This window comes from Corynebacterium sp. MSK122 (assembly GCF_030229435.2).
GTDB classification, from domain to species: Bacteria; Actinomycetota; Actinomycetes; order Mycobacteriales; family Mycobacteriaceae; genus Corynebacterium; species Corynebacterium marquesiae.
Genome location: NZ_JASPHV020000028.1, coordinates 1 through 19,539, shown reverse-complemented (window position 1 = coordinate 19,539; position 19,539 = coordinate 1). Strand labels below are relative to the sequence as shown.

The 19,539-nt window shown below is 58.2% G+C and carries 14 protein-coding genes and 2 pseudogenes; 5 read left to right on the top strand and 11 right to left on the bottom strand.

The genetic code is table 11. The features are described from left to right. The 7 genes and pseudogenes from QP934_RS10290 to QP934_RS10260 all read right to left on the bottom strand — a co-directional run. Nucleotides 1–438, bottom strand: a pseudogene (locus QP934_RS10290) (signal recognition particle-docking protein FtsY); the annotation flags it as partial. 89 nt (nt 439–527) lie between these two features. Continuing rightward, nucleotides 528–4,049: a chromosome segregation protein SMC gene (gene smc / locus QP934_RS10285; RefSeq protein WP_419127470.1), complete on the bottom strand. Its 3,522-nt coding sequence runs from the start codon at nt 4,047–4,049 to the stop codon at nt 528–530. A 78-nt stretch (nt 4,050–4,127) separates the two neighbouring features. Then, nucleotides 4,128–4,412: an acylphosphatase gene (locus tag QP934_RS10280; protein WP_340418764.1), complete on the bottom strand. Its 285-nt coding sequence runs from the start codon at nt 4,410–4,412 to the stop codon at nt 4,128–4,130. 16 nt (nt 4,413–4,428) lie between these two features. Beyond that, nucleotides 4,429–5,928 (bottom strand): alanine/glycine:cation symporter family protein, encoded by a 1,500-nt coding sequence (locus tag QP934_RS10275; RefSeq protein WP_340418763.1) that lies wholly within the window; start codon nt 5,926–5,928, stop codon nt 4,429–4,431. Nucleotides 5,929–5,981: 53 nt separating this feature from the next. Continuing rightward, nucleotides 5,982–6,797 (bottom strand): bifunctional DNA-formamidopyrimidine glycosylase/DNA-(apurinic or apyrimidinic site) lyase, encoded by an 816-nt coding sequence (gene mutM, locus QP934_RS10270; protein WP_419127469.1) that lies wholly within the window; start codon nt 6,795–6,797, stop codon nt 5,982–5,984. A gap of 2 nt (nt 6,798–6,799) precedes the next feature. Then, a complete protein-coding gene (gene rnc, locus QP934_RS10265) occupies nt 6,800–7,570 on the bottom strand; it encodes a ribonuclease III (RefSeq protein ID WP_049378305.1) in 771 nt (256 codons plus the stop codon). Beyond that, nucleotides 7,567–8,112: a YceD family protein gene (locus QP934_RS10260; protein WP_049378306.1), complete on the bottom strand. Its 546-nt coding sequence runs from the start codon at nt 8,110–8,112 to the stop codon at nt 7,567–7,569. The genes rnc and QP934_RS10260 overlap by 4 nt, the downstream gene beginning before the upstream one ends. A 150-nt stretch (nt 8,113–8,262) precedes the next feature. On the opposite strand from QP934_RS10260, the gene QP934_RS10255 reads away from it, so the two are divergent. Continuing rightward, a complete protein-coding gene (locus tag QP934_RS10255; RefSeq protein ID WP_340418761.1) occupies nt 8,263–8,925 on the top strand; it encodes a hypothetical protein in 663 nt (220 codons plus the stop codon). Between the two features lie 174 nt (nt 8,926–9,099). Here the strand turns inward: QP934_RS10255 and QP934_RS10250 are convergent, their stop codons facing one another. Beyond that, on the bottom strand, nt 9,100–9,858 hold the full coding sequence (locus QP934_RS10250; protein WP_198491654.1) for a DivIVA domain-containing protein: 759 nt from the start codon (nt 9,856–9,858) through the stop codon (nt 9,100–9,102). Nucleotides 9,859–10,059: 201 nt separating this feature from the next. Then, nucleotides 10,060–11,406, bottom strand: a complete 1,347-nt coding sequence (gdhA, locus tag QP934_RS10245) for an NADP-specific glutamate dehydrogenase (protein WP_419127468.1) — start codon at nt 11,404–11,406, stop codon at nt 10,060–10,062. Between the two features lie 199 nt (nt 11,407–11,605). Here gdhA and QP934_RS10240 point away from each other — a divergent pair, with 199 nt between their 5' ends. Then, complete coding sequence (locus QP934_RS10240; protein ID WP_419127467.1) at nt 11,606–12,688, top strand: glycerate kinase; 1,083 nt, start codon at nt 11,606–11,608, stop codon at nt 12,686–12,688. Here QP934_RS10240 and QP934_RS10235 read toward each other — a convergent pair. Next, nucleotides 12,685–13,083 (bottom strand): hypothetical protein, encoded by a 399-nt coding sequence (locus QP934_RS10235; RefSeq protein ID WP_049378311.1) that lies wholly within the window; start codon nt 13,081–13,083, stop codon nt 12,685–12,687. The two genes, QP934_RS10240 and QP934_RS10235, sit on opposite strands and share 4 nt — an antisense overlap. A 36-nt stretch (nt 13,084–13,119) precedes the next feature. Here QP934_RS10235 and QP934_RS10230 point away from each other — a divergent pair, with 36 nt between their 5' ends. Further along, nucleotides 13,120–14,325: an amidohydrolase gene (locus QP934_RS10230; RefSeq protein WP_419127466.1), complete on the top strand. Its 1,206-nt coding sequence runs from the start codon at nt 13,120–13,122 to the stop codon at nt 14,323–14,325. A 97-nt stretch (nt 14,326–14,422) separates the two neighbouring features. Next, nucleotides 14,423–16,813 carry a glycogen/starch/alpha-glucan phosphorylase gene (locus QP934_RS10225; RefSeq protein ID WP_419127465.1) on the top strand — a complete coding sequence of 797 codons (2,391 nt, stop codon included), beginning with the start codon at nt 14,423–14,425 and terminating at the stop codon, nt 16,811–16,813. Between the two features lie 71 nt (nt 16,814–16,884). Here the strand turns inward: QP934_RS10225 and QP934_RS10220 are convergent, their stop codons facing one another. Then, on the bottom strand, nt 16,885–17,913 hold the full coding sequence (locus QP934_RS10220; protein ID WP_419127464.1) for an alkaline phosphatase: 1,029 nt from the start codon (nt 17,911–17,913) through the stop codon (nt 16,885–16,887). Nucleotides 17,914–18,027: 114 nt separating this feature from the next. Here QP934_RS10220 and QP934_RS10215 point away from each other — a divergent pair. After that, a pseudogene (locus QP934_RS10215) lies at nt 18,028–19,388 on the top strand (IS256 family transposase). Nucleotides 19,389–19,539: the final 151 nt, after the last annotated feature.

Sequence of the window (19,539 nt, the reverse complement as noted above, 5' to 3'; positions counted from 1 at the left end):
CCAGATAGTGGTCAGGGTCTCGTGGGCTGGGAGATGTGTATAAGAGACAGGAGCAGACTGTGGCTTATCAGCCTGCGGCTTAGCCTGTGCCTGCGGCTTTTCCTTAGACTGTGAGGTCTTGCCGCTGAGCTGCTCGTTGGCGATGTCTGTAGCATTCGGCTCTGTCTTCGCTGCCTGCTGCGCTTGAGCTGACTTGTCCGCCTGAACCGGGGCTTTCTGCGCTTCCTTAGCGCCGCCAGCAGGAGCGAAGTTAAAGCCGGACTTGGCTTGATAGTTGCCGGACTTTTGCTCCTGGGTCAGCTGCTTCGGTTCTTCCTCAGCAGGCTTATCAAAGGACACCTTTTTGGCGTCGCCGCGCTTTTTGCCGATTACTACGAAAAGAATAATCAGCACGATGACGACGATCGCAATGCCGATCCATAACCATAAAGAATTCATGCCTCTATAGTGCCAGTCTTCTCAGCTCGCGGCACGCCAAACCCCCTCCTATAGCGGAAGGATTTCTGCGGGAAGTCGACGAGCCCAGGCTACTTCCCCGCCTCGTCACCACGGGGAGCATCTACGCCCAAGCGAGTGGCATCCTCGCTGGCTTGCTCCGTTCCAGGGGCGCTGCCTGCGGGATTCATGCGCTGCGAAATCACGCGAGTAACACCATCGCCGCGCATGGTTACGCCATAAAGGACGTTGGCGACATCCATCGTCGGCTTTTGGTGCGTAATGACGATTAGCTGCGAGTCTTTCCGCAGCTCTTCGAAGAGGGCAATGAGACGGCGCAGGTTGACGTCATCAAGCGCTGCCTCAACCTCGTCCATGACATAGAACGGGCTGGGGCGGGCGCGGAAGATGGCTACCAACATCGCAAGCGCAGTAAGCGACTTCTCGCCACCAGATAGCAAGGACAGGCGCTTGACTTTCTTGCCCGGTGGGCGCGCTTCCACCTCGATGCCAGTGGTGAGCATGTCCTCCGGCTCTGTGAGGATAAGCCGCCCCTCGCCACCGGGGAAAAGGGTCTGGAAAACCTTAGGAAATTCTGCTTCGACGTCGTGCCACGCATCCGTAAACAGTTGCAAAATCTGCGCGTCTACATCTTCGATAACGCCCGCCAGATCCTTGCGGGCTTGGATGACATCCTCCAACTGAGTAGAGAGGAAGGAATAGCGCTCCTCCAAAGCCTTGTATTCTTCCAGCGCGAGCGGATTGACCTTGCCTAGGGAATTGAGGTCTTTTTCTGCTTGCTTCAAGCGCGCGTTTTCCGCCCCGCGGTCAAAATCTTCGCCTGGAGTGTAGTCCTGCAAGAGATCTGAAATCGCAATGCCCAGCTGTTCCACAATCTTGGCTTCTGCTTCGTCCACACGCACCTGCGCCTGGGAGCGAGCAATTTCCGAGTCATGGGCGCGGTTGGTCAGCCGGTCCAGCTGCTGCCGCGCGGCCGAGACGTGTTGCTTGGCCTGCTGCAGCTGCGAGTTTAGGGAGGTGCGCTGTGCAAAGTAATCATCGCGCTCAGAGGTCGCGCGCTCGAGGAGCTGCGTGGCGCGGGCAGCCAAATCGCGGGAATGCTTGGCTACCGCACCGGCCAATTCTCCCTGGGCCTTGCGCCGCGCCATTGCTTGCTCATGGCGGGCCTTGGCTTGGCGTTCATGCTGCGCTTGGCGACGCAACGCCTCTCCCTTCCCCGCTACCTGCCCCACGTGGTCTTGGGCAGAACGGGCTGCAACCTGCGCCTCCATTTCCATGGACTTGACCTGCTCTAATGCTGCGGAGGCCTCATCGCGCTCCACCGAAGAGGGTTCGTCGGGTTGTTCGTCCGCATCGACGCGGGCGAGCCTATCGCGGGCGTCGGCAAGCTGTGTGCGGGCCTCGGTCAGCTTAACCTCGATCTCGGTCGCGCGCGCCGCGGCCTTCTCGTGCTCATTCTTATTGGCCTCGTATTGCTTGAGCAGGCGCTGGTGATCGCGCTTCCACGCATCAACTTCAGTATCGTGCTCGCGCAAGGCGGCCTTTGCCGAGGCTGCAGTCACTCGGGCATCCTCCGCCGCAATCTTCGCGCCCTCAAGCGTGCCCGATAGTTCTTCCAGCTCCTGCGTGGCAGATTCCAACTGCTCCTCTGCCTCCGCGATGCGGGCGGAAACCTCGACGGTGGATGAGGCACCGGTGCCTACTTCTACCCAACCTTCCCCCAGCACCACGCCGGATTCGGTGACCGCACGCAGGCGCGGGTCCTCGGCCACCAGCTTTTTCGCCTCCGCGACATCGGAGACGAGCACGACATCCGCAAGGAGGCGGTGCAACGCGGCGGATACCTCTGGAACCACCGCAATGTGGTCGAGCAACCACGAGGTGCCTGCGGGCAAAGTCGCATCCACGCGCCAGGAAGAGGAAGGGGCGGCCACGGAGACGTCGATAAGCGCAGAGCGCGTGCCCTTTTCCAAGTCCGCAATCAGCTGGGCAGAAATCTCGCCCGCCTGGGCCTCTGCAAAAGCACCCAACGCGGCAGCTACCGCGGTCTCGTACTTGGTGGTAATGAACTCGGCCAACGGTTGGAAATGCTCGCCGACCTCAATCTTTTCCGGCGCAGTTTGAGCCAAGGTATCGATGCGGGAGCGCAACGTGTAGACGGCGCGCTCGCGCTCGCGCTGCTCATCGCGTAGCTGCTCCAAACGCTTATCGGCCGCACCCGATTCACTGGCCGCTCGCACATGGGCTTCCTCTAGCGGCTCACGCTCACCGGCCAAAGACTGCAACTTATCCGCTACCTCATCGGCTTCCGCCTGGGCAGCTTGGGTGCGCTGCTTGGTAGAAGTCAAAGTCTCCTCTTGACGCGCCAACTCCTCTTCTGCCGAAGTTACCTGGCCTGCCGCCTTTTCTTCTGCGGCGATGAGGCGGACGACGCCCTCACGCCTATCCGCAATAGCACGCAGCTGCGCCATGTGCTCGCGCTCAGCGGCCTCGAATGCCTCACGACGCTCTGCTACCTCCTCGCGGATAGCCTCCAAGCGCTCCGCAGCTTCCTCTGCCGCGGCGAGAAGCTCCGCATGCTCTTCGTCCGCGCGGGCAGCACGGGCCTCTAGGTCATCCGGATCCTGACCAGAATAGGCCACCTGGGCGCCGGCATTGGCCGCTCGTTCCTCCGCGATGCGCTGGGTAGCGGAAATGCGCTCGGACAGCGTGGATAGGTCGAACCACAGCTTTTGGGCGGAATCCGCCTTGGGGTTAATCTCCTCCAGCTGGACTTCCACTTCTAGCTGGGAACCCGCTGCCTCTTCTAGCTGCGCAGTAATTTCTTCTACTTGCTCGGCTAGGACCTCGGCCGCGCGCTCAGCCTCCTGAAACTTGCTGCGCAGGCGCACTACCCTATCGCCGGCAAGCCGCAGGCGAGCGTCGCGCAAATCAGCCTGTACAGTGGCAGCGCGCTGCGCGGCCTCAGCCTGACGGGCCAAAGGCTTGAGCTGCTTGCCCAACTCATCAGTAAGGTCCTGCAGGCGATCCAAATTGGCCTGCATGCCGGTGAGCTTGCGCTGCGCTTTTTCCTTGCGGCGGCGATGCTTGAGCACACCCGCGGCTTCTTCGATATACGAGCGCCGATCCTCAGGCCGCGATTCTAGGATCTCAGAAAGCTTGCCTTGGCCGACGATAATATGCATCTCGCGGCCAATACCGGAATCAGATAACAGCTCCTGAATATCCATCAGGCGCGCTTTGGAGCCATTGATTTCGTATTCGCTGGCGCCATCGCGGAACATCCGGCGGGTGACCGACACTTCCGAGTATTCGATTGGCAGCGCACCGTCCGCATTATCAATGGTCAGGGTGACCTCGGCGCGCCCCAGCGCTTTGCGGTCACCAGCGCCGGCAAAGATGACGTCCTGCATCTTTCCACCGCGCAGCGTCTTGGCGCTTCCCTCACCCATAACCCAGGCCAGGGCGTCGACCACATTGGACTTGCCGGAGCCATTCGGTCCGACGACGGCGCAAATTCCTGGCTCGAATTTCAGAGACGTCGCCGACGCGAATGATTTGAAGCCTTTCAGCGTCAGCGATTTCAGGTGCATTTGGGTAAGTTTAGCAAGCCTTGAACGCAGCCGCCCAGCCGAGCCTCGAGATTCGGCTGGGCGGGCTTGTGCTGCGAGTTAGCGTTCGATGAAGCCAGATTCGCCCTTAGGGGCAGCCCATTGTTCGACGACCAGATCCACCGTTCCCGGGCGGCGGCTCGTACTCGGCTGCTCTTTGAGGAGTCCCAGCAATTCCTCGCATTTCTCCCGCGGACCTTCAGCTACCACCTGCACCCGGCCATCGGCCAGATTAGTGGCATGCCCGTTCAAGCCGAGCTCAAGGGCACGGGAGCGCGTCCACCACCGAAAGCCCACGCCTTGAACGTGCCCATGGACAAAAGCGGTCATTCTCTCCAGCGCCATGCGGCCTCCCTAATTTCTAATAGCGGTCGTGGTGTCCCTTATCGCGCAACACGCGGCGATCCTCCTCGCTGCGGCGAGTGACCGGATCCGATCCGTCCCAGCACTCTACGCCCTTCAGCTCCGGCATCATATCGCGGTGGAATACCGGGTCAATGCCTTGCCTGCGCTGCTTGTTGTAATTCTTGAGCAACTTAATCGCCACACCGGATAGTGGCACGATGGCAATGATATTGAGAATCACCATCGTTGCCGCACCGGTATCGGCCAAGGCAAAGACCAGCGGCAGAGAGCCCACTGCGCCGAACCAGACAAAGAAAAGCACAACGAGGCGGAAGATTACCAGCGCAAGCTTGCTCTGGGTGAGGTACTCCAGGTTAGATTCCGCCAAGTAATAATTGCCCAGGATGGAGGAGAAAGCCAGGAAGAAAAGGATGAAGCTGAGGAAGTGGATGCCCCACTCGCCCACCTCAGAAGACAAAGCCGCCTGGGTCAAGGAGACGCCTTCTGCTTCAGCGCCGTAGGCAATCTCCGGCCCCAGCAAGATGATGAAAGCGGTGATGGTACACACCACCAAAGTGTCGAAGTACACGCCAAGGGTTTGCACCAGTCCCTGCTTGACAGGGTGCGAGACTGCCGCGGTAGCCGCTGCATTCGGAGCAGAGCCCTCGCCAGCTTCGTTGGAAAACAGTCCGCGCTGAATACCCTTCATCATGGCCGCACCGAGACCGGCGCCTGCGATTTCCTTAATGCCCAGTGCGTGACCGACAATATCTCCAATCATTCCCGGCACCTTGTCAAAGTTCGTGATGACTACAAAACCGCCGACAAGCAGGTAAGCCACCGCCATAAAAGGCACGATGATCTGGGTGATATTGGCAATGCGGTTAACACCGCCAAAAATGATGAGGCCTGCAACCAGGGCGATAACAACACCGATGATGGCGCGGAACATGGTGTCATCGCGGTCAAAAGAGAAGGACACCGCATCCGCGATGGCGTTGGTCTGGAAGGCGTTGTAGACCAAACCAAAGGTAAAGGCGATAACGATGGAGAAAAGAACGCCAAGCGGGCCCCAGCCCAAACCCCGCTTCATGTAGTACGCTGGGCCGCCACGGTAACCATCACCATCGCGCACCTTCCACAGCTGCGCCAGCGTGGATTCGATGAATGCAGTTGCACCACCAAGGATGGCAATGAGCCACATCCAAAAGACAGCACCTGGGCCGCCCACGGAAATGGCCACGGCCACGCCGGCCACGTTACCGGTGCCGACGCGGGAGGCGGCCGAAATAGTAAAGGCCTTGAAAGCAGAGATGCCGCCATAGTCCTCGTCCTCATCGCGACCTTCCCCCTTGGGTCGCTCGACGACGGCGCGGAACATATCCGGCACCATGCGCACCTGCACCAAAGCGGTACGAATGCCGAAGAATAGGCCCGCAGCGATGAGCAGCCAGGGCAGAATCCACGACCAAACGCCGTCATTAAATGTCGTTACGACATCTTCAAGAAAATCCATGCAGAATAATTTACTGCCTTGAGGTTCACAACGTGAACCCCATGCGCCATAAATTATTGGCAATGGGGGCAGAAATGGGTGGAACGTCCTGAAATTACGCAGCGCTCCAAGGGCGTTCCGCAACGCTGACAGGGCTGGCCAGCCCGCCCATACGCGGCCAAGGACCGCGAGAAGTATCCCGATTCGCCGTTCACATTAACGTACAAGGAATCGAAGCTCGTGCCACCCACTTTTAGGGCGGCGACCATAACCTCTTGGACCGCTTCGAGCAGGGCTATGGCATCCTTTTGTCGCAACGTCGATGCCCTTTTGCGGGGCGGAATCTGTGCCGCCCACAGGGATTCATCGGCATAGATATTGCCGATTCCAGAAGCCAAGGTTTGATCCAACAGTGCGGTCTTTACTGCAGTTTTCTTTGCCCGCAGGCGCCGTGCGGTAGCCACAATGTCAAAGTCTGGTTCCAACGGGTCAATGCCAATGTGCGAGATCTTCGCCCACGGTGCATAGAGCCAATAGCCAAAGGTGCGCTGGTCTACAAAGCTAAGCTCTACCCCACCGCTTAGCTGAGCACTAATGCGCAGATGCGGCGAATCAGTCGTGCCGATTCGAACCTGGCCCGACATGCCTAAGTGGACAAAAAGGACGTCGCGGTGGGGATCCATGAAATCTTCGCCCACAAATTCCAGCCACATAAACTTGCCTCGCCGGGCCACAGCGGCGATCTCTTTACCGACAAGAAGACCGGAAAGTGGCTCATCTTGGCCACGGTTGGCGCGGGGGTGCCGCACTCGTACAGACTCAAAAGTCCGCCCCACCACGTGGGGCTCAAGACCCCGGCGTACGGACTCGACTTCCGGCAGTTCCGGCATGCTTAGCCTTCTTTATGCGCAGTGCCCTGCACCAAGAGAGGAGTCTCACGCAAAGTCTGGCACGCCTCCTGAGCCGCTTGCTGCTCGGCCAGCTTCTTATTGTGTCCCACTCCATTGCCCACGGTTAGACCAGCTACGGTAGCTACCGCGTTAAAGGTTTGGTCATGTTCTGGGCCGGTGGAGGTAGCCGAGTAGACCGGCATCGGTGCCTTAAGCTCGGCGCACAGCTCCTGCAAAGTGGTCTTCCAATCCAAGTGGCGGCCGCTGACAGTGGCATTTTCGATTTTTTCCGCAAACAAGCGCAGGATGACATCCCGCGCAGTTTCGAATCCATGCTCGCGGTAGATAGCGCCAAAGATTGCCTCGGTGGTATCGGCAAGGATGGAATCCTTATCGCGGCCACCAGTGGATTGCTCGCCCTTACCCAACAATATGTGCGGGCCGAGGTTTATCTCACGAGCAATATCCGATAGTCCGTAGCGCGAGACGATCGAAGCACGCATCTTGGAAATATCCGATTCAGGACGAGAGGGATAAGTGATGTAGAGCTGAGAGGCCACCGACAGGCCCAGCACCGCATCGCCCAAAAACTCCAAGCGCTCGTTATTAGGCAAATGCCCATTCTCATTGGCAAACGACCGGTGAGTAAGCGCCAAACGCAGGTGTTCTGGCTGCAACTCCACGCCGAGCGATTCCAACAATGGGCTGTGGTCTACTGCAGCAAATTCAGCTGCCAGTGCCTCTTCCCCGGTTAGCTTCTTTTTGCGGCTCATAGGAACTTCTCCAAACCAGCCCAGCGGGGATCGACCTTATCTTCCTCTTCTTCACCAGAGATACCGGTGGTCACCCCTTCAGGCGTGTCAATCTCACAGCCGTCCTCACACACCGGCGCGAAGGGAAGGTTGAGGCCTGCCTCATCGATCACGGCCTGCAAAAGGTCCAGCTCATCATCCTCGATCTCCGGAATTTCATCTCCGGAGCCTTCATCATCGGCTGCAGGATCATCGCCAGAGACGAAAGATTCATCGGCAGCAAAGACCTGCGTGACGTGCAAGTCCAGCTCTGGGTGCAGTTCCTTCAAGCACCGGGAGCATTCCCCTGTCAGCCGTCCAGATACGTTGGCATCCACCAAGACACCTGCACCTAGAGGGGTCAAGGTGGCGTCTACAGTGAGCTCCTCGCCCTTCGGAATAGCGATCATCTCGACGCCGATCCTCTCAGGTGCGGGGCCGGTCTGGGTACGTTGCTCCGGCAGTGCGTCAGCGCCTTGGGCGTTCAACAATTCGCCCACATCGAACTTCAATGGTGATGTCATAACACTAGGTAGTCTACCTTGCCCCGCAAACTCCGCCTAGCGGCCAGCACAGGCAAACTTTCTGTCAAGAGTCTGTCGTTTAAAGTAAAAGGGCCTATGCCTTTCCGGAATAGCCTTTTCCCAAGCCAAAGCCGTCTTTAATGTGGAGACATGACTTACCACTTGGCGCTAGCCTCCCCGGATCCACGCAGCATCGCACTCGGATTCGCCATGTTTAGCTGCCTTCCTGCCGCGGTATTAACCATTGCCGGCACGCTCGTGCACGCCACTCCACAGCCGGACCGTTCAGGAATCTATGGCGCTAGTGGGATTCGCCTTTTTACTGCACTCATCTGCAGCATCGTTGCCGGTTTGATAGCTGGCACCATCCTGGTATTGCCCACTGGCATGGACCTTTCGGTGCTTACCGGCGCACTCATCTTTTCCCTAAGCGCAGGCGCCATTACCTGGTTCTCACGGGAGACCATTCCTACCGCACTTATTTCTGTAGGCACCATGCTAGTTGCCACAGGTGCGTTAGTGAGTATGTGCGCCGTGTGCTTTCCGCAAAACTTTAGGGATAGTTCTTTGACGTCATTGTCTTCCTATTTCTTTACCGCACTCGTTGCATTCCTTTTCCCCGGCTTAGTGACCACAATCATTGCAGCATGTATGGCCGTCCAATCCGCCGCGCCTGCGCATCTCACCTCGAGCAAAGAAGGCAGCGCCACGTCCACACACGCCGTTAACAGCTACTCCCCATGCAGCAAATACGGCAGTGCCCACCACACTGCCGCGCTCCCGCACAACCTCCTGAACTACCCGCGCTGGTAGGAAAACATTAAGGCTCTGGTGGGTGGGCAGACGGTGTACGACAAACCGTCTGCCCACCCACCAGAGCCTTTAGCCGTGCCTGATATAAGGGACCAAACCATCCCTCACCCCTCAAGCTCCAGAGCCCCGTGCCATCCAGGAAATGAAGCTTAAGGGCAGAAAGAATTTAAAGGTTTAGCGCTCGTTATAGCGACGCTCGTATGCTTCGCCTTCTGCGTAACGGGGGCCTCCCGCAACGCCACCGGCACGACCCGTGGGCTGGTAGTCGCCACCGCGGGAACGGACGCCGGCACCGCCGCGCAGTGCAGAGCGGTCAGAGCTTACGGTGCGCAGCAGCCCATTGAGGGTGGTTTCAAATTCACTTAGCTTGCCGTCTACAAACTCATCACATTCACTGCGCAGACGGTTGGACTCGGTGTGAGCGGACTCCACAATGCGGTGTGCTTCCTCATCAGCGCGGCGGACAACTTCCGATTCCGAAACCATACGTTCTTGCTCAGCACGACCTTCTGCAACGGAACGTTCATATTCATCATTGGCCTGAGCAATGGTGCGGTCAGCCTCCGCGCGGGCCTGTTCCACCATGGACTGAGCGCGAGCTTCAGCATCAGCCACTAGCTTGGCGGCATGCTGTTCTGCGTGGGAGACCGTCGCATCCGCCTCCTCGCGAGCATGGCCCACGATGTCATCGGCCTGCGCATTAGCGTCATTGATGGTCTGGTCCGCACGCTCTTCGGCGCCGTGGAGGATTTCATCCTGCTTATCCAAGACATCCTGCGCGTCATCAATTTCAACAGGCAGGGCGTTTCGGAGGTCGTCGAGAAGCGCGAGCATTTCATGGCGCGGAACCATGCAATTAGAGGTCATAGGGAGGCTATGGGCCTCTTCCAAGTGCTGGACTAGTTCATCTAGGGACTCAAAGACACGGTACATGCTGCGAATTTTACATGCCCTCACGTGCCAGACGTGGAGGCCACGCACCGAGTGTATACTGCAGGTTTCACTTCCAGAGCCGATCATCTCCAACTATCGGCCCGCGCACGGAATTAATGGCGCTTCTAAAAAGCCACAAGCTCCCCTTCTCCACTACACAAAGGCAGTGCAGAAGGGGAGCTTAAAAGTAAAAGCGAGCTACTAAATGACGCCCTGTGCCAGCATGGCGTCCGCTACCTTCTTGAAGCCAGCAATATTTGCACCGGCAACGTAATCGCCTTCACGGTCATATTCTTTAGCCGTGCTATCGATGTTTTTAAAGATATTGGACATGATCGAATGGAGGCGATCATCGGTGTATTCAAAGGACCAGGAGTCACGGGATGCGTTTTGCTGCATTTCTAGCGCGGAGGTAGCAACGCCACCAGCGTTGGCGGCTTTGCCCGGCGCGAAGTTGATCTTAGATTCTTGGAAGACATGGACCGCCTCTGGGGTAGACGGCATATTGGCGCCTTCGGCTACGTAGCGCACGCCGGCGTCGACGAGCTTCTTTGCGGATTCACCATCAAGCTCATTTTGCGTTGCGCACGGCAAAGCCACGTCTGCCTGTACTTCCCAGATATTTCCACCCTGATGGAATTCCACGCCGTTTCCAGCTTCTTCGGCATAGGTGGAAATACGTTCACGGCGGGTTTCTTTGACGTCCTTGAGCAGTTCAATGTCTACGCCATTAGGGGTGGTGATGTAGCCGGAGGAATCTGACATGGCCACTACGGTGGCTCCGAGCTCTTGGGCCTTAGCTGCGGCGTAGATGGCCACATTGCCAGAACCGGAGACGATAACCTTGGCGCCGTCGAAAGACTCGCCGTGCGTCTTCATCATCTCATTGGTGAGGTAGACCGTGCCAAAGCCCGTGGCCTCAGTACGAACCAGGGAACCACCCCAGGTCAATCCCTTGCCGGTAAGGACGCCAGATTCGTGCTGCGTGGTCAGGCGGCGGTACTGGCCAAAGAGGAACCCGATCTCGCGGCCGCCGACGCCGATGTCACCGGCTGGCACGTCGCGGTATTCGCCAATGTGGCGGTGCAGCTCCGTCATAAAGGACTGACAAAAGCGCATAACCTCTACCTCGGACTTGCCCTTGGGATCAAAGTCAGAACCGCCCTTGCCGCCGCCGATGGGCAGGCCGGTCAGGGAGTTTTTGAAGATCTGCTCAAAGCCGAGGAACTTGATGATGCCCAGGTTGACCGAGGGGTGGAATCGGAGGCCTCCCTTGTAGGGGCCGAGCGCGGAGTTGAACTGAACGCGGAAGCCGCGGTTGACCTGGATTTCGCCATTATCGTCGATCCATGGCACGCGGAAGATGAGCTGGCGCTCAGGCTCGCACAGGCGCTCCACCAGTCCGTAGTCCGCGTATTGCGGGTCTTTTTCCAGGACAATTTTCAGCGAATCCAGGACCTCAGAAACCGCTTGGTGGAATTCTGGTTCTCCCGCATTGCGCTTGAGCAATTTGTCGTAGTACTCAGAGATTTGGCTATCTACTGACATGGTGTGCATTCCATTCTGTGGACTTGTAAGAACAGATACCAGTTTCCTATCACACTACCGATAATGCAAGCAGGTTCGAGGGGTTAGGGAGATACACAACACCTTTTACCAGCCACAATAAAGATAGATATTTTCTGTAGACCGTTCGAAACTTAAGCCGCACAGTGCCCCATTGCACACGGGCTTTATAATTGCGGGCATGCATATTGTCGTCGCCCCAGACTCGTTTAAAGGCACCGCCTCCGCGCCCGAGGCCGCAGCCAGCATTGCTATGGGAGTGCGCCAGGTGCTTCCCGACGCCACAGTGACCACCCTGCCCATGGCCGATGGCGGCGAGGGCACCGCTGCCGTCCTTGCGCAGGCAGCAGCGGCCGGCGGACAATCCGCCGAGACCATTACCCTGCCCACTACCGACGCCATTGGCCGCTTGACTCAGGCAAGCTATGTTCTCGCCGGAACCACTGCGTTCATTGACGTCGCCTCTGCCACCGGGCTGCCAGCCGTGCAGGACAGCCTTGATCCGCTCCACGCCGATTCCTATGGCACCGGCGTGCTGATCGCGGACGCAGAAACACGAGGCGCTACCTCGATCGTGCTGGGACTAGGCGGCACCGCCAGCATTGACGCCGGGATGGGCGTCCTCACCGCACTCGGCGCCGCCGCGCACGACGCCCGCGGCTATGCCCTGCCCAAGGGCGGCGCTCCTCTCGTTCAGCTGGACCACATCGATACCGCGCAGCTCAATATCAAGGCCGGCATGCTCGACTTCACACTGCTGGCAGATACCCGCGCTACCCCAGTGCAGGCGGCAACCATGTACGGCCCCCAAAAAGGAGCTAAAGGCGAACAAGTAGCGCTGCTGGCCGGCGCCATGCTCCAAGCCTGCGAGGTTACCGGCACCGATGCAGATTCTGCATATTATGGCGCCGCGGGTGGCCTTCCCATTGGCTTGTCCTGGCTCTCGCGCACCCTCTGGGGCTCAGACGAACACGTGCGCGTCCTATCCGGCGGCACGCACGTGGCCGCAGCACTGGGCCTTCCGGAAAAGATCGCCGCTGCCGATCTCGTCATTACCGGCGAGGGCCGCTTCGATGAACAGTCTCTGACCGGCAAGGGAGTCGGTACCATCACGGATCTCGCCCGACAAGCCGGAACTCCCGTGGGCATTATCGCCGGCTCCTTCGAGCACGACACCGACGCCTACTGCGCTCCCCTTAGCCAAGAAGGCTCGTTGCCCCAGCAGCTAGCGGCGGCCGCCGGGGACATCGTTAAGCAGCTCTAAGGCCGAATGGACAGTGACCACGGGAAGATAGCGGGCCGCTCATGTGCCAGCTCGTCTTCAAGCAATACGTGGTCCTTGGGCAGCACTGCATGCGGGGTGAGAAGGCGCGAGAGCACCATGCCCAGCTGGTTGACCGAGCCACTCACGCCCGCCACCGCAATGTCGTAGCGGTGCACGCTCGCGTCCTCAAGGTCGCGGTCCTCATGCTCGTCGCGATAATTTTGCCGCAGCTGCTCCTCCAACCCCTCTGGAAACTGCGGTGCCTCTGGGCGGGTAACGTCAGCTGAGGAAAGCGAACCACTCTCCACCAGCTTGTCCGTGGCGGTGGTAAAGATTTCCGCGACGCGCTCTGCTTGCGCGTTGGGAACCAAAACATCAAATTGAATAACCGGCATAGCGCCAACCCTACCCAATCCCTAAGGTGTGAAACCATGTCTGATTCTGCCCGCATCGCCCAGCTTGTCACTTCCCAAGAAGCCGATCTGGGGTGGCAGCAGGACTTTTACGAAGACCTGCACCGCCACCCCGAGCTTTCGCATGAAGAGGAGCGCACCGCCGCTCGCATCCGCGCCAAGCTCGCCGATTTTGACTGCGAAGTAGTAGAACACATCGGCGGCTTTGGTATGGTCGCTATCTTCCGCAACGGCCATGGGCCCACTGCTTTGCTGCGCGCAGACTTCGATGGGTTGCCTGTCGAGGAAGCCACCGGCGTGTCCTATTCCGCCACTAATGGAAAGATGCACGCCTGCGGGCACGATATGCACACCACGGCGCTGCTGGGTGCCTGCGCGCTTCTCGACGCCTCTCGGAGCTCCTGGTCCGGCACCTTCCTCGCCCTTTTCCAACCGGCCGAAGAATCCTCCGTGGGGGCTAAGGACATGTTGGCCGATAACCTCATCGAGCGTGTGCCTCGTCCCGATATTTGCCTAGGACAACACATCATGCCCGGCCGCGCCGGTACTGTGCGCCACACCGCAGGCCCCATCATGGCCGGTTGCGATTCCCTGCGCATTCGCGTCTTTGGAAAATCGGCCCACGCCTCCATGCCCCATAACTCCATCGACCCCACCTATATCGCGGCCATGATCGTCACCCGCCTCCAAGCTATCGTGGGCCGCGAAGTTGCCCCACACGAGTTTTTTGTCATCTCTGTAGGCGAGCTACACTCCGGCGATAAAAACAACATCATCCCCGAATCCGCCGAGCTCGTGCTCAATACGCGCTACTACGATCCCGCACTCGCGGAAAAGGTCTATGCCTCCCTCGAGCGCATGGTCACGGCCGAGTGTGTGGCGTCCGGAAGCGAACAAGACCCGACCTTTGAGTACTACGCTCACGGCGAGGTCACCGATAACGACGCCACGGCCCACGCACCAGTGGCCGAGGTTTTCGATGCCGCCTTCGGCTCCGATTCGGTCATCGCCTCCCCTTCTACCGCCTCTGAGGACTTTTGCTATCTACCACAAGCATGGGGCGTACCTTATGTCTTTTGGCACATCGGCTGCACTCCGGAAAATGAGTTAGAGGATCCGCCTGTCAACCACCAGGCGACCTTCCTTCCGGACTATGCCCCGACCGTATATGCCTCCACCCGGGCAGCATATGGTGCGGCATTGACCTACTTGGCTAAGTCCTAGGTACCCGGCGCGCCTTTCCCTATTCCCCCTGCAAGGCTGCGCCAATCCTATTAAGCTGGCAGGCGTTTCGTGACATCCCACTAATTTAAGGTTTCACATGAGCCAGCCACGGCACTCTGTTTTCGAATCCACCGTTCCCTCCCATGTTCGTGCGGCCTCCGGTGTGAGCCCGCACAGCGCTTCCTACCGCAAGTTCTGGTCGGGCCTATCCGGCGCCGTCATGGAGCAGATTGCCGATAATTGGGAGCGCACCCGTTCGGCTTACGCTGCCACCCGCCAGCAGCACTACTTCTCCGCGGAGTTCCTGCAGGGCCGCGCGCTGCTCAATAACCTCACCAACCTGGGCTTGGTCGACGATGCCAAGGCAGCGGCCACCGCTGCCGATCACGAGCTGAGCGATATCCTCGACGCCGAGCACGATGCCGCGCTCGGCAACGGTGGCCTGGGCCGCCTTGCCGCCTGCTTCCTCGATTCCGCTGTCACCCAGGACTACCCCGTCACCGGTTATGGCCTGCTCTACCGTTACGGCCTTTTCCGCCAGTCCTTTGAGAATGGCTTCCAGAAGGAACAGCCTGATGCATGGATGGAAAACGGCTATGACTTCATCATCCGCCGCGCCTCCGAGCAACGCCGTGTCCACTTCGATGACATGGATGTGCGCGCCATTCCCTATGACATGCCTATCACCGGCTATGGAACCGATAACGTAGGCACGCTACGCCTGTGGAAGTCCGAGCCCATCGATGAATTCGATTACGATGCCTTCAACTCCCAGCGTTTTACGGAGGCCATTGTCGATCGCGAGCGCGTCATGGATATCTGCCGCGTGCTCTACCCCAACGACACCACCTACGAGGGCAAGGTACTGCGTGTTCGCCAACAGTACTTCTTTGTCTCCGCCTCCCTGCAGACCATGGTGGATAACTACATTGCCCAGCACGGCGAGGACCTCACCGGTTTTGCACAGTACAACTCCATCCAGCTCAATGACACTCACCCAGTGCTCGCCATCCCAGAGCTCTTGCGCATATTGCTCGATGACCATGGTCTGAGCTGGGATGCGGCGTGGAAGATCGTCACCGAGACCTTCGCCTACACCAACCACACCGTGCTCGCGGAGGCACTGGAGAGCTGGGAAGTGTCCATCTTCCAAAAGCTGTTCTGGCGCATCTGGCAGTTGGTGGAAGAAATCGATCGCCGCTTCCGCGAAGATATGGCCCATCGCGGCCTGGATCAGGGTCGCATTGACTACATGGCGCCGGTGTCCAACGGACAGGTTCACATGGCCTGGATCGCCTGCTACGCCGCTTACTCCATTAACGGTGTCGCTGCCCTGCATACCGAAATTATCAAGGCCGATACGCTGTCCGAATGGCATGAGCTCTGGCCAGAAAAATTCAATAATAAGACAAATGGCGTCACCCCGCGCCGCTGGCTGAAGATGTGCAACCCCCGCCTGGCAGAACTGCTCACCCAGCAGGCTGGTTCCGATGCGTGGGTTACTGACCTCACCCAGCTAGCCAGACTCGCCGATAAGGCCGACGATGCTGACCTACTACGAGAACTGATCGCGATCAAGCAGGCCAATAAGCGCGACTTTGCGCAGTGGGTAAACGTCCACCAAGGCGCTGAAATCGACCCTGATTCCATCTTTGACGTGCAGATTAAGCGCCTGCACGAGTACAAGCGCCAGCTGATGAACGCCCTCTACGTCCTTGACCTCTACTTCCGCATCAAGGACGAGGGCGAAACCGTGCCGAAGCGTACTTTCATCTTTGGTGCCAAGGCCGCACCGGGCTACGACCGCGCCAAGGCGATTATTAAGCTCATCAACACCATCGCAGACCTAGTCAATAACGACCCGGACACCAAGGACATCATCCGCGTCGTCTTCGTAGAGAATTACAACGTCTCCCCCGCCGAGCACATCATCCCAGCCGCTGATATCTCCGAGCAGATTTCTGTGGCTGGCAAGGAAGCCTCCGGCACGTCCAATATGAAGTTCATGATGAATGGTGCCCTGACCTTGGGCACCATGGATGGAGCAAACGTAGAAATCGTCGAGGCGGTTGGCGAGGACAACGCTTATATCTTCGGCGCCCGCAATGAGGAGTTGCCGCAGCTGCGCGCAGAGTACAACCCGGGCGAGCTTTACCAGAGCGTGCCAGGCTTGGCCCGCGTACTGGATGCGCTTGTCGACGGCACCCTGGGCGCAGACAATGCCGGTATCTTCGGCGATCTGCGCGCCTCGCTTCTCGACGGCTTCGGGGAGCACGCCCAAGACCAGTACTACGTCCTAGGTGACTTCGCCGACTACCGCGAGACCCGCGACCGCATGGCCGCGGAGTATAAAGAGGACGAGCTTGCGTGGGCAAAGAAGGCGTGGCTAAATATCTGTTATTCCGGTCGTTTCTCCTCGGACCGAACCATCGCGGACTACGCGAACGAGGTGTGGAAGATCCAGCCGACCCCCATTTCCCAGCGCTAAGAAAAGGTCCTGCCCTTCACTTCCACGGCGAAGAGCAGGGCCTTTAGGTAAGGCGGTGTGCCTGATGCTGTTTAGCGCAGGCCCACGCGCTTGAGCTGCTCATAAATGGGCTTCAAGTCAATGCTAAGCACGCCCATCTGCGTAGCTAGGAAGCCGAGGCCGCCGACCACGGCGCCCAGAATTCCCAGACCCGTAGCTAGTCCAGCAGCAAAGCCCTTGCTGCTGCCTTCCTTGCCGGCGTCATCGGACGGGTTGGCAGCGTCTTCTGACTGCTCTGGGTCGTCTGCTTGGCCGGTGCCATCGTTCCACCACTCATCAAAGGTCAAGTTGGCTACCAGGGTGTTGTCAATGTAATCACCGCGGACCAAATCGGTCCCAGAGATACGGGCCATGATGTCCTCGGAGCCGGCGCCCTTGAAGAAGAACGGCACCAACTGGTTGGTGTGCTGACCGGAGTACCAACCGTGGCGAGCAACCTTGCCCTTCTCACCTTCCATAGCGTTGAAGCGGTTATCCGCCTCAGGGTTATCCTCAGTCCGAGCCTCGTTCGCACCGGAGAGATAGCCGGTTTCGTGGTCTGCGGTAACAACCAGCAGGGTCTCCTCCCACGAAGAATTCTCCTCTACCCACTTGACGGCGGCATCGACCGATTTGTTGAAGTCCTGGGTCTCTTCGATGTCACGCACCGGGTTATTGCCGTGTCCGGCCCAGCCGATGGCACCACCCTCGATCATGACGGAGAATCCATCCTCATTCTGACCCAGTGCGTTGAGTGCGCCGGTGGTCATGGTGGGGAGATCCACGACGTCGTTAAGCGGATCAGAGTACGGCTCCTTCGCCTCGCCAGAGCGGGAGTTCTGCAAGGTGGATCCTACCTGTGCGATACCCCAGTACTTCTGGTCCGGCTTGACGTCGCCTTCCGCCATCTTCTTGAAGTCATCGTTGGACTCAAAGTAGTTCCAGTCGGTCTCGCCAGCGGAAAGCTTGGCGTAGTCCTCCTCATACATGAAGCTGTAATCCGGAGTATCGACCTTTTGGTGGTCATTGTCGTAGAACGGATGACCAGCTGCCATGACCAAGTCGAGGGCGCTGCCGAGCATCTCACGGCTAATGTCCTGCAGCTTATCGCGGTCCTTGTTGTGCGCGGCCCATGCGGCCGGAGTGGCCTCGGAATAGAGAGTGTCTGATGGTTTGTGTGTGGGTACCTAACCTGCATGAGGAGATCGACCAGATTGACTACTGTGGCGAGACGAGAGTCGGCTGATAAGGCCAAGATTGATGCGATTGAAAAGAAGCTTCTTGCTAACCCTGACATCGCGAAGCTGATTGACGACCTAGACACGTCCACAACGGATGCTAATGACCTGGTTCGCGGCATGTTACAGGCCTCGATTACCAGAGGCCTCAACGCTGAAATGGATGCCCACCTGGGCTACGAGTCTGGCGACAGGAGCGGCAAAGCTGCAGCTAAAACAGACAATCACCGCAACGGGTCGTATCCAGAGACTGTGGATTCTAACTACGGGCCAGTCACCGTTGATGTGCCGAGGAATAGGGCTGGAACATTCTTGCCGACTATGGTCCCTAAAGGTTCTAGGCGCTTGACTGATGTTGATGACATGATCGTCAGCTTGTAGGCCGGTGGGATGACAATTAGGGACATCCAGCACCATATGGCAACGGCGATGCGTGTTGATATTTCCCATGAGACGATTTCTGCGGTTACTGACACCCTGCTCGATGAGGTCATGGTCTGGCAAAACCGCCAGCTAGACGAGTTCTACCCAGTCATTTTCCTGGACGCGTTGCGCATTAAAGTCCGCGACGGCGGCCGAGTAGTCAACAAGAGTGCGTACATGGCAATCGGCGTGGATCTCGACGGTATCAAGCACATTTTGGGATTGTGGATTGCCAAAGAAGAAGGCGCTTCATTTTGGGCGCAGGTATGCGCCAATCTTTCTAACCGTGGGGTCAAGGACGTCTTTATCGTCTGCTGTGACGGGTTTAAAGGCCTGCCAGAAGCAGTTGAAGCAACGTGGCCGAACTCTATGGTGCAAACCTGTATCGTGCACCTGATTCGCGCAGCTAACCGATGGGTAGCCTACAGGGATCGCCGGGCGTATCGGCCGCGTTGAAAAAGATTTACACCGCCACGGACGAGTCCACAGCCCGTGCTGCCTTAGACGAATTTGGAGCTTCTGAATTGGGAGAAAAGTATCCCCGTTCAGTCAAGGTGTGGCGTGATGCTTGGCAACGTTTCGTACCGTTTCTGCAGTTCCCACCGGCAGCGAGAAAAGTAATCTATACGACGAATTCGATTGAATCATTCAACAATGAACTGCGGAAAGCTACCCGCAACAGGGTGCAGTTCACCAACGATGAATCAGCGATGAAGACGTTGTGGTTGATGATCTGCAACACCGAGGACAAACGAGCTGTCAAGAGGGCAAAGCAGGGCAAACGAGTCTCAGCGACAACCGGCAGACTCACGGAAGGAGCCAGAGTTTCCGGCTGGAAACAAGCCATCAACCAAATGGCCGTGGCCTACCCCGACAGCTTCGACAAATACCTATAAACCTAACCCCACACACAAACAACTTGACGCTGATAATGGGAATACAGGATCGGAACCACGTGGAATGACCCACTTCTTGACTGGCCATGATCTCCTCATGTGCCTTCAGCGTGATCTGTCTTCCATGTTAGTTCCGACCCTGTACCGCAAT

What these genes read in the sequence shown, in the direction of transcription:
- smc (WP_419127470.1), bottom strand. Translation starts at nt 4,049, where the DNA reads ATGCACCTGAAATCGCTGACGCTGAAAGGCTTCAAATCATTCGCGTCG.
- QP934_RS10280 (WP_340418764.1), bottom strand. Translation starts at nt 4,412, where the DNA reads ATGGCGCTGGAGAGAATGACCGCTTTTGTCCATGGGCACGTTCAAGGC.
- QP934_RS10275 (WP_340418763.1), bottom strand. Translation starts at nt 5,928, where the DNA reads ATGGATTTTCTTGAAGATGTCGTAACGACATTTAATGACGGCGTTTGG.
- mutM (WP_419127469.1), bottom strand. Translation starts at nt 6,797, where the DNA reads ATGCCGGAACTGCCGGAAGTCGAGTCCGTACGCCGGGGTCTTGAGCCC.
- rnc (WP_049378305.1), bottom strand. Translation starts at nt 7,570, where the DNA reads ATGAGCCGCAAAAAGAAGCTAACCGGGGAAGAGGCACTGGCAGCTGAA.
- QP934_RS10260 (WP_049378306.1), bottom strand. Translation starts at nt 8,112, where the DNA reads ATGACATCACCATTGAAGTTCGATGTGGGCGAATTGTTGAACGCCCAA.
- QP934_RS10255 (WP_340418761.1), top strand. Translation starts at nt 8,263, where the DNA reads ATGACTTACCACTTGGCGCTAGCCTCCCCGGATCCACGCAGCATCGCA.
- QP934_RS10250 (WP_198491654.1), bottom strand. Translation starts at nt 9,858, where the DNA reads ATGTACCGTGTCTTTGAGTCCCTAGATGAACTAGTCCAGCACTTGGAA.
- gdhA (WP_419127468.1), bottom strand. Translation starts at nt 11,406, where the DNA reads ATGTCAGTAGATAGCCAAATCTCTGAGTACTACGACAAATTGCTCAAG.
- QP934_RS10240 (WP_419127467.1), top strand. Translation starts at nt 11,606, where the DNA reads ATGCATATTGTCGTCGCCCCAGACTCGTTTAAAGGCACCGCCTCCGCG.
- QP934_RS10235 (WP_049378311.1), bottom strand. Translation starts at nt 13,083, where the DNA reads ATGCCGGTTATTCAATTTGATGTTTTGGTTCCCAACGCGCAAGCAGAG.
- QP934_RS10230 (WP_419127466.1), top strand. Translation starts at nt 13,120, where the DNA reads ATGTCTGATTCTGCCCGCATCGCCCAGCTTGTCACTTCCCAAGAAGCC.
- QP934_RS10225 (WP_419127465.1), top strand. Translation starts at nt 14,423, where the DNA reads ATGAGCCAGCCACGGCACTCTGTTTTCGAATCCACCGTTCCCTCCCAT.
- QP934_RS10220 (WP_419127464.1), bottom strand. Translation starts at nt 17,913, where the DNA reads ATGCTCGGCAGCGCCCTCGACTTGGTCATGGCAGCTGGTCATCCGTTC.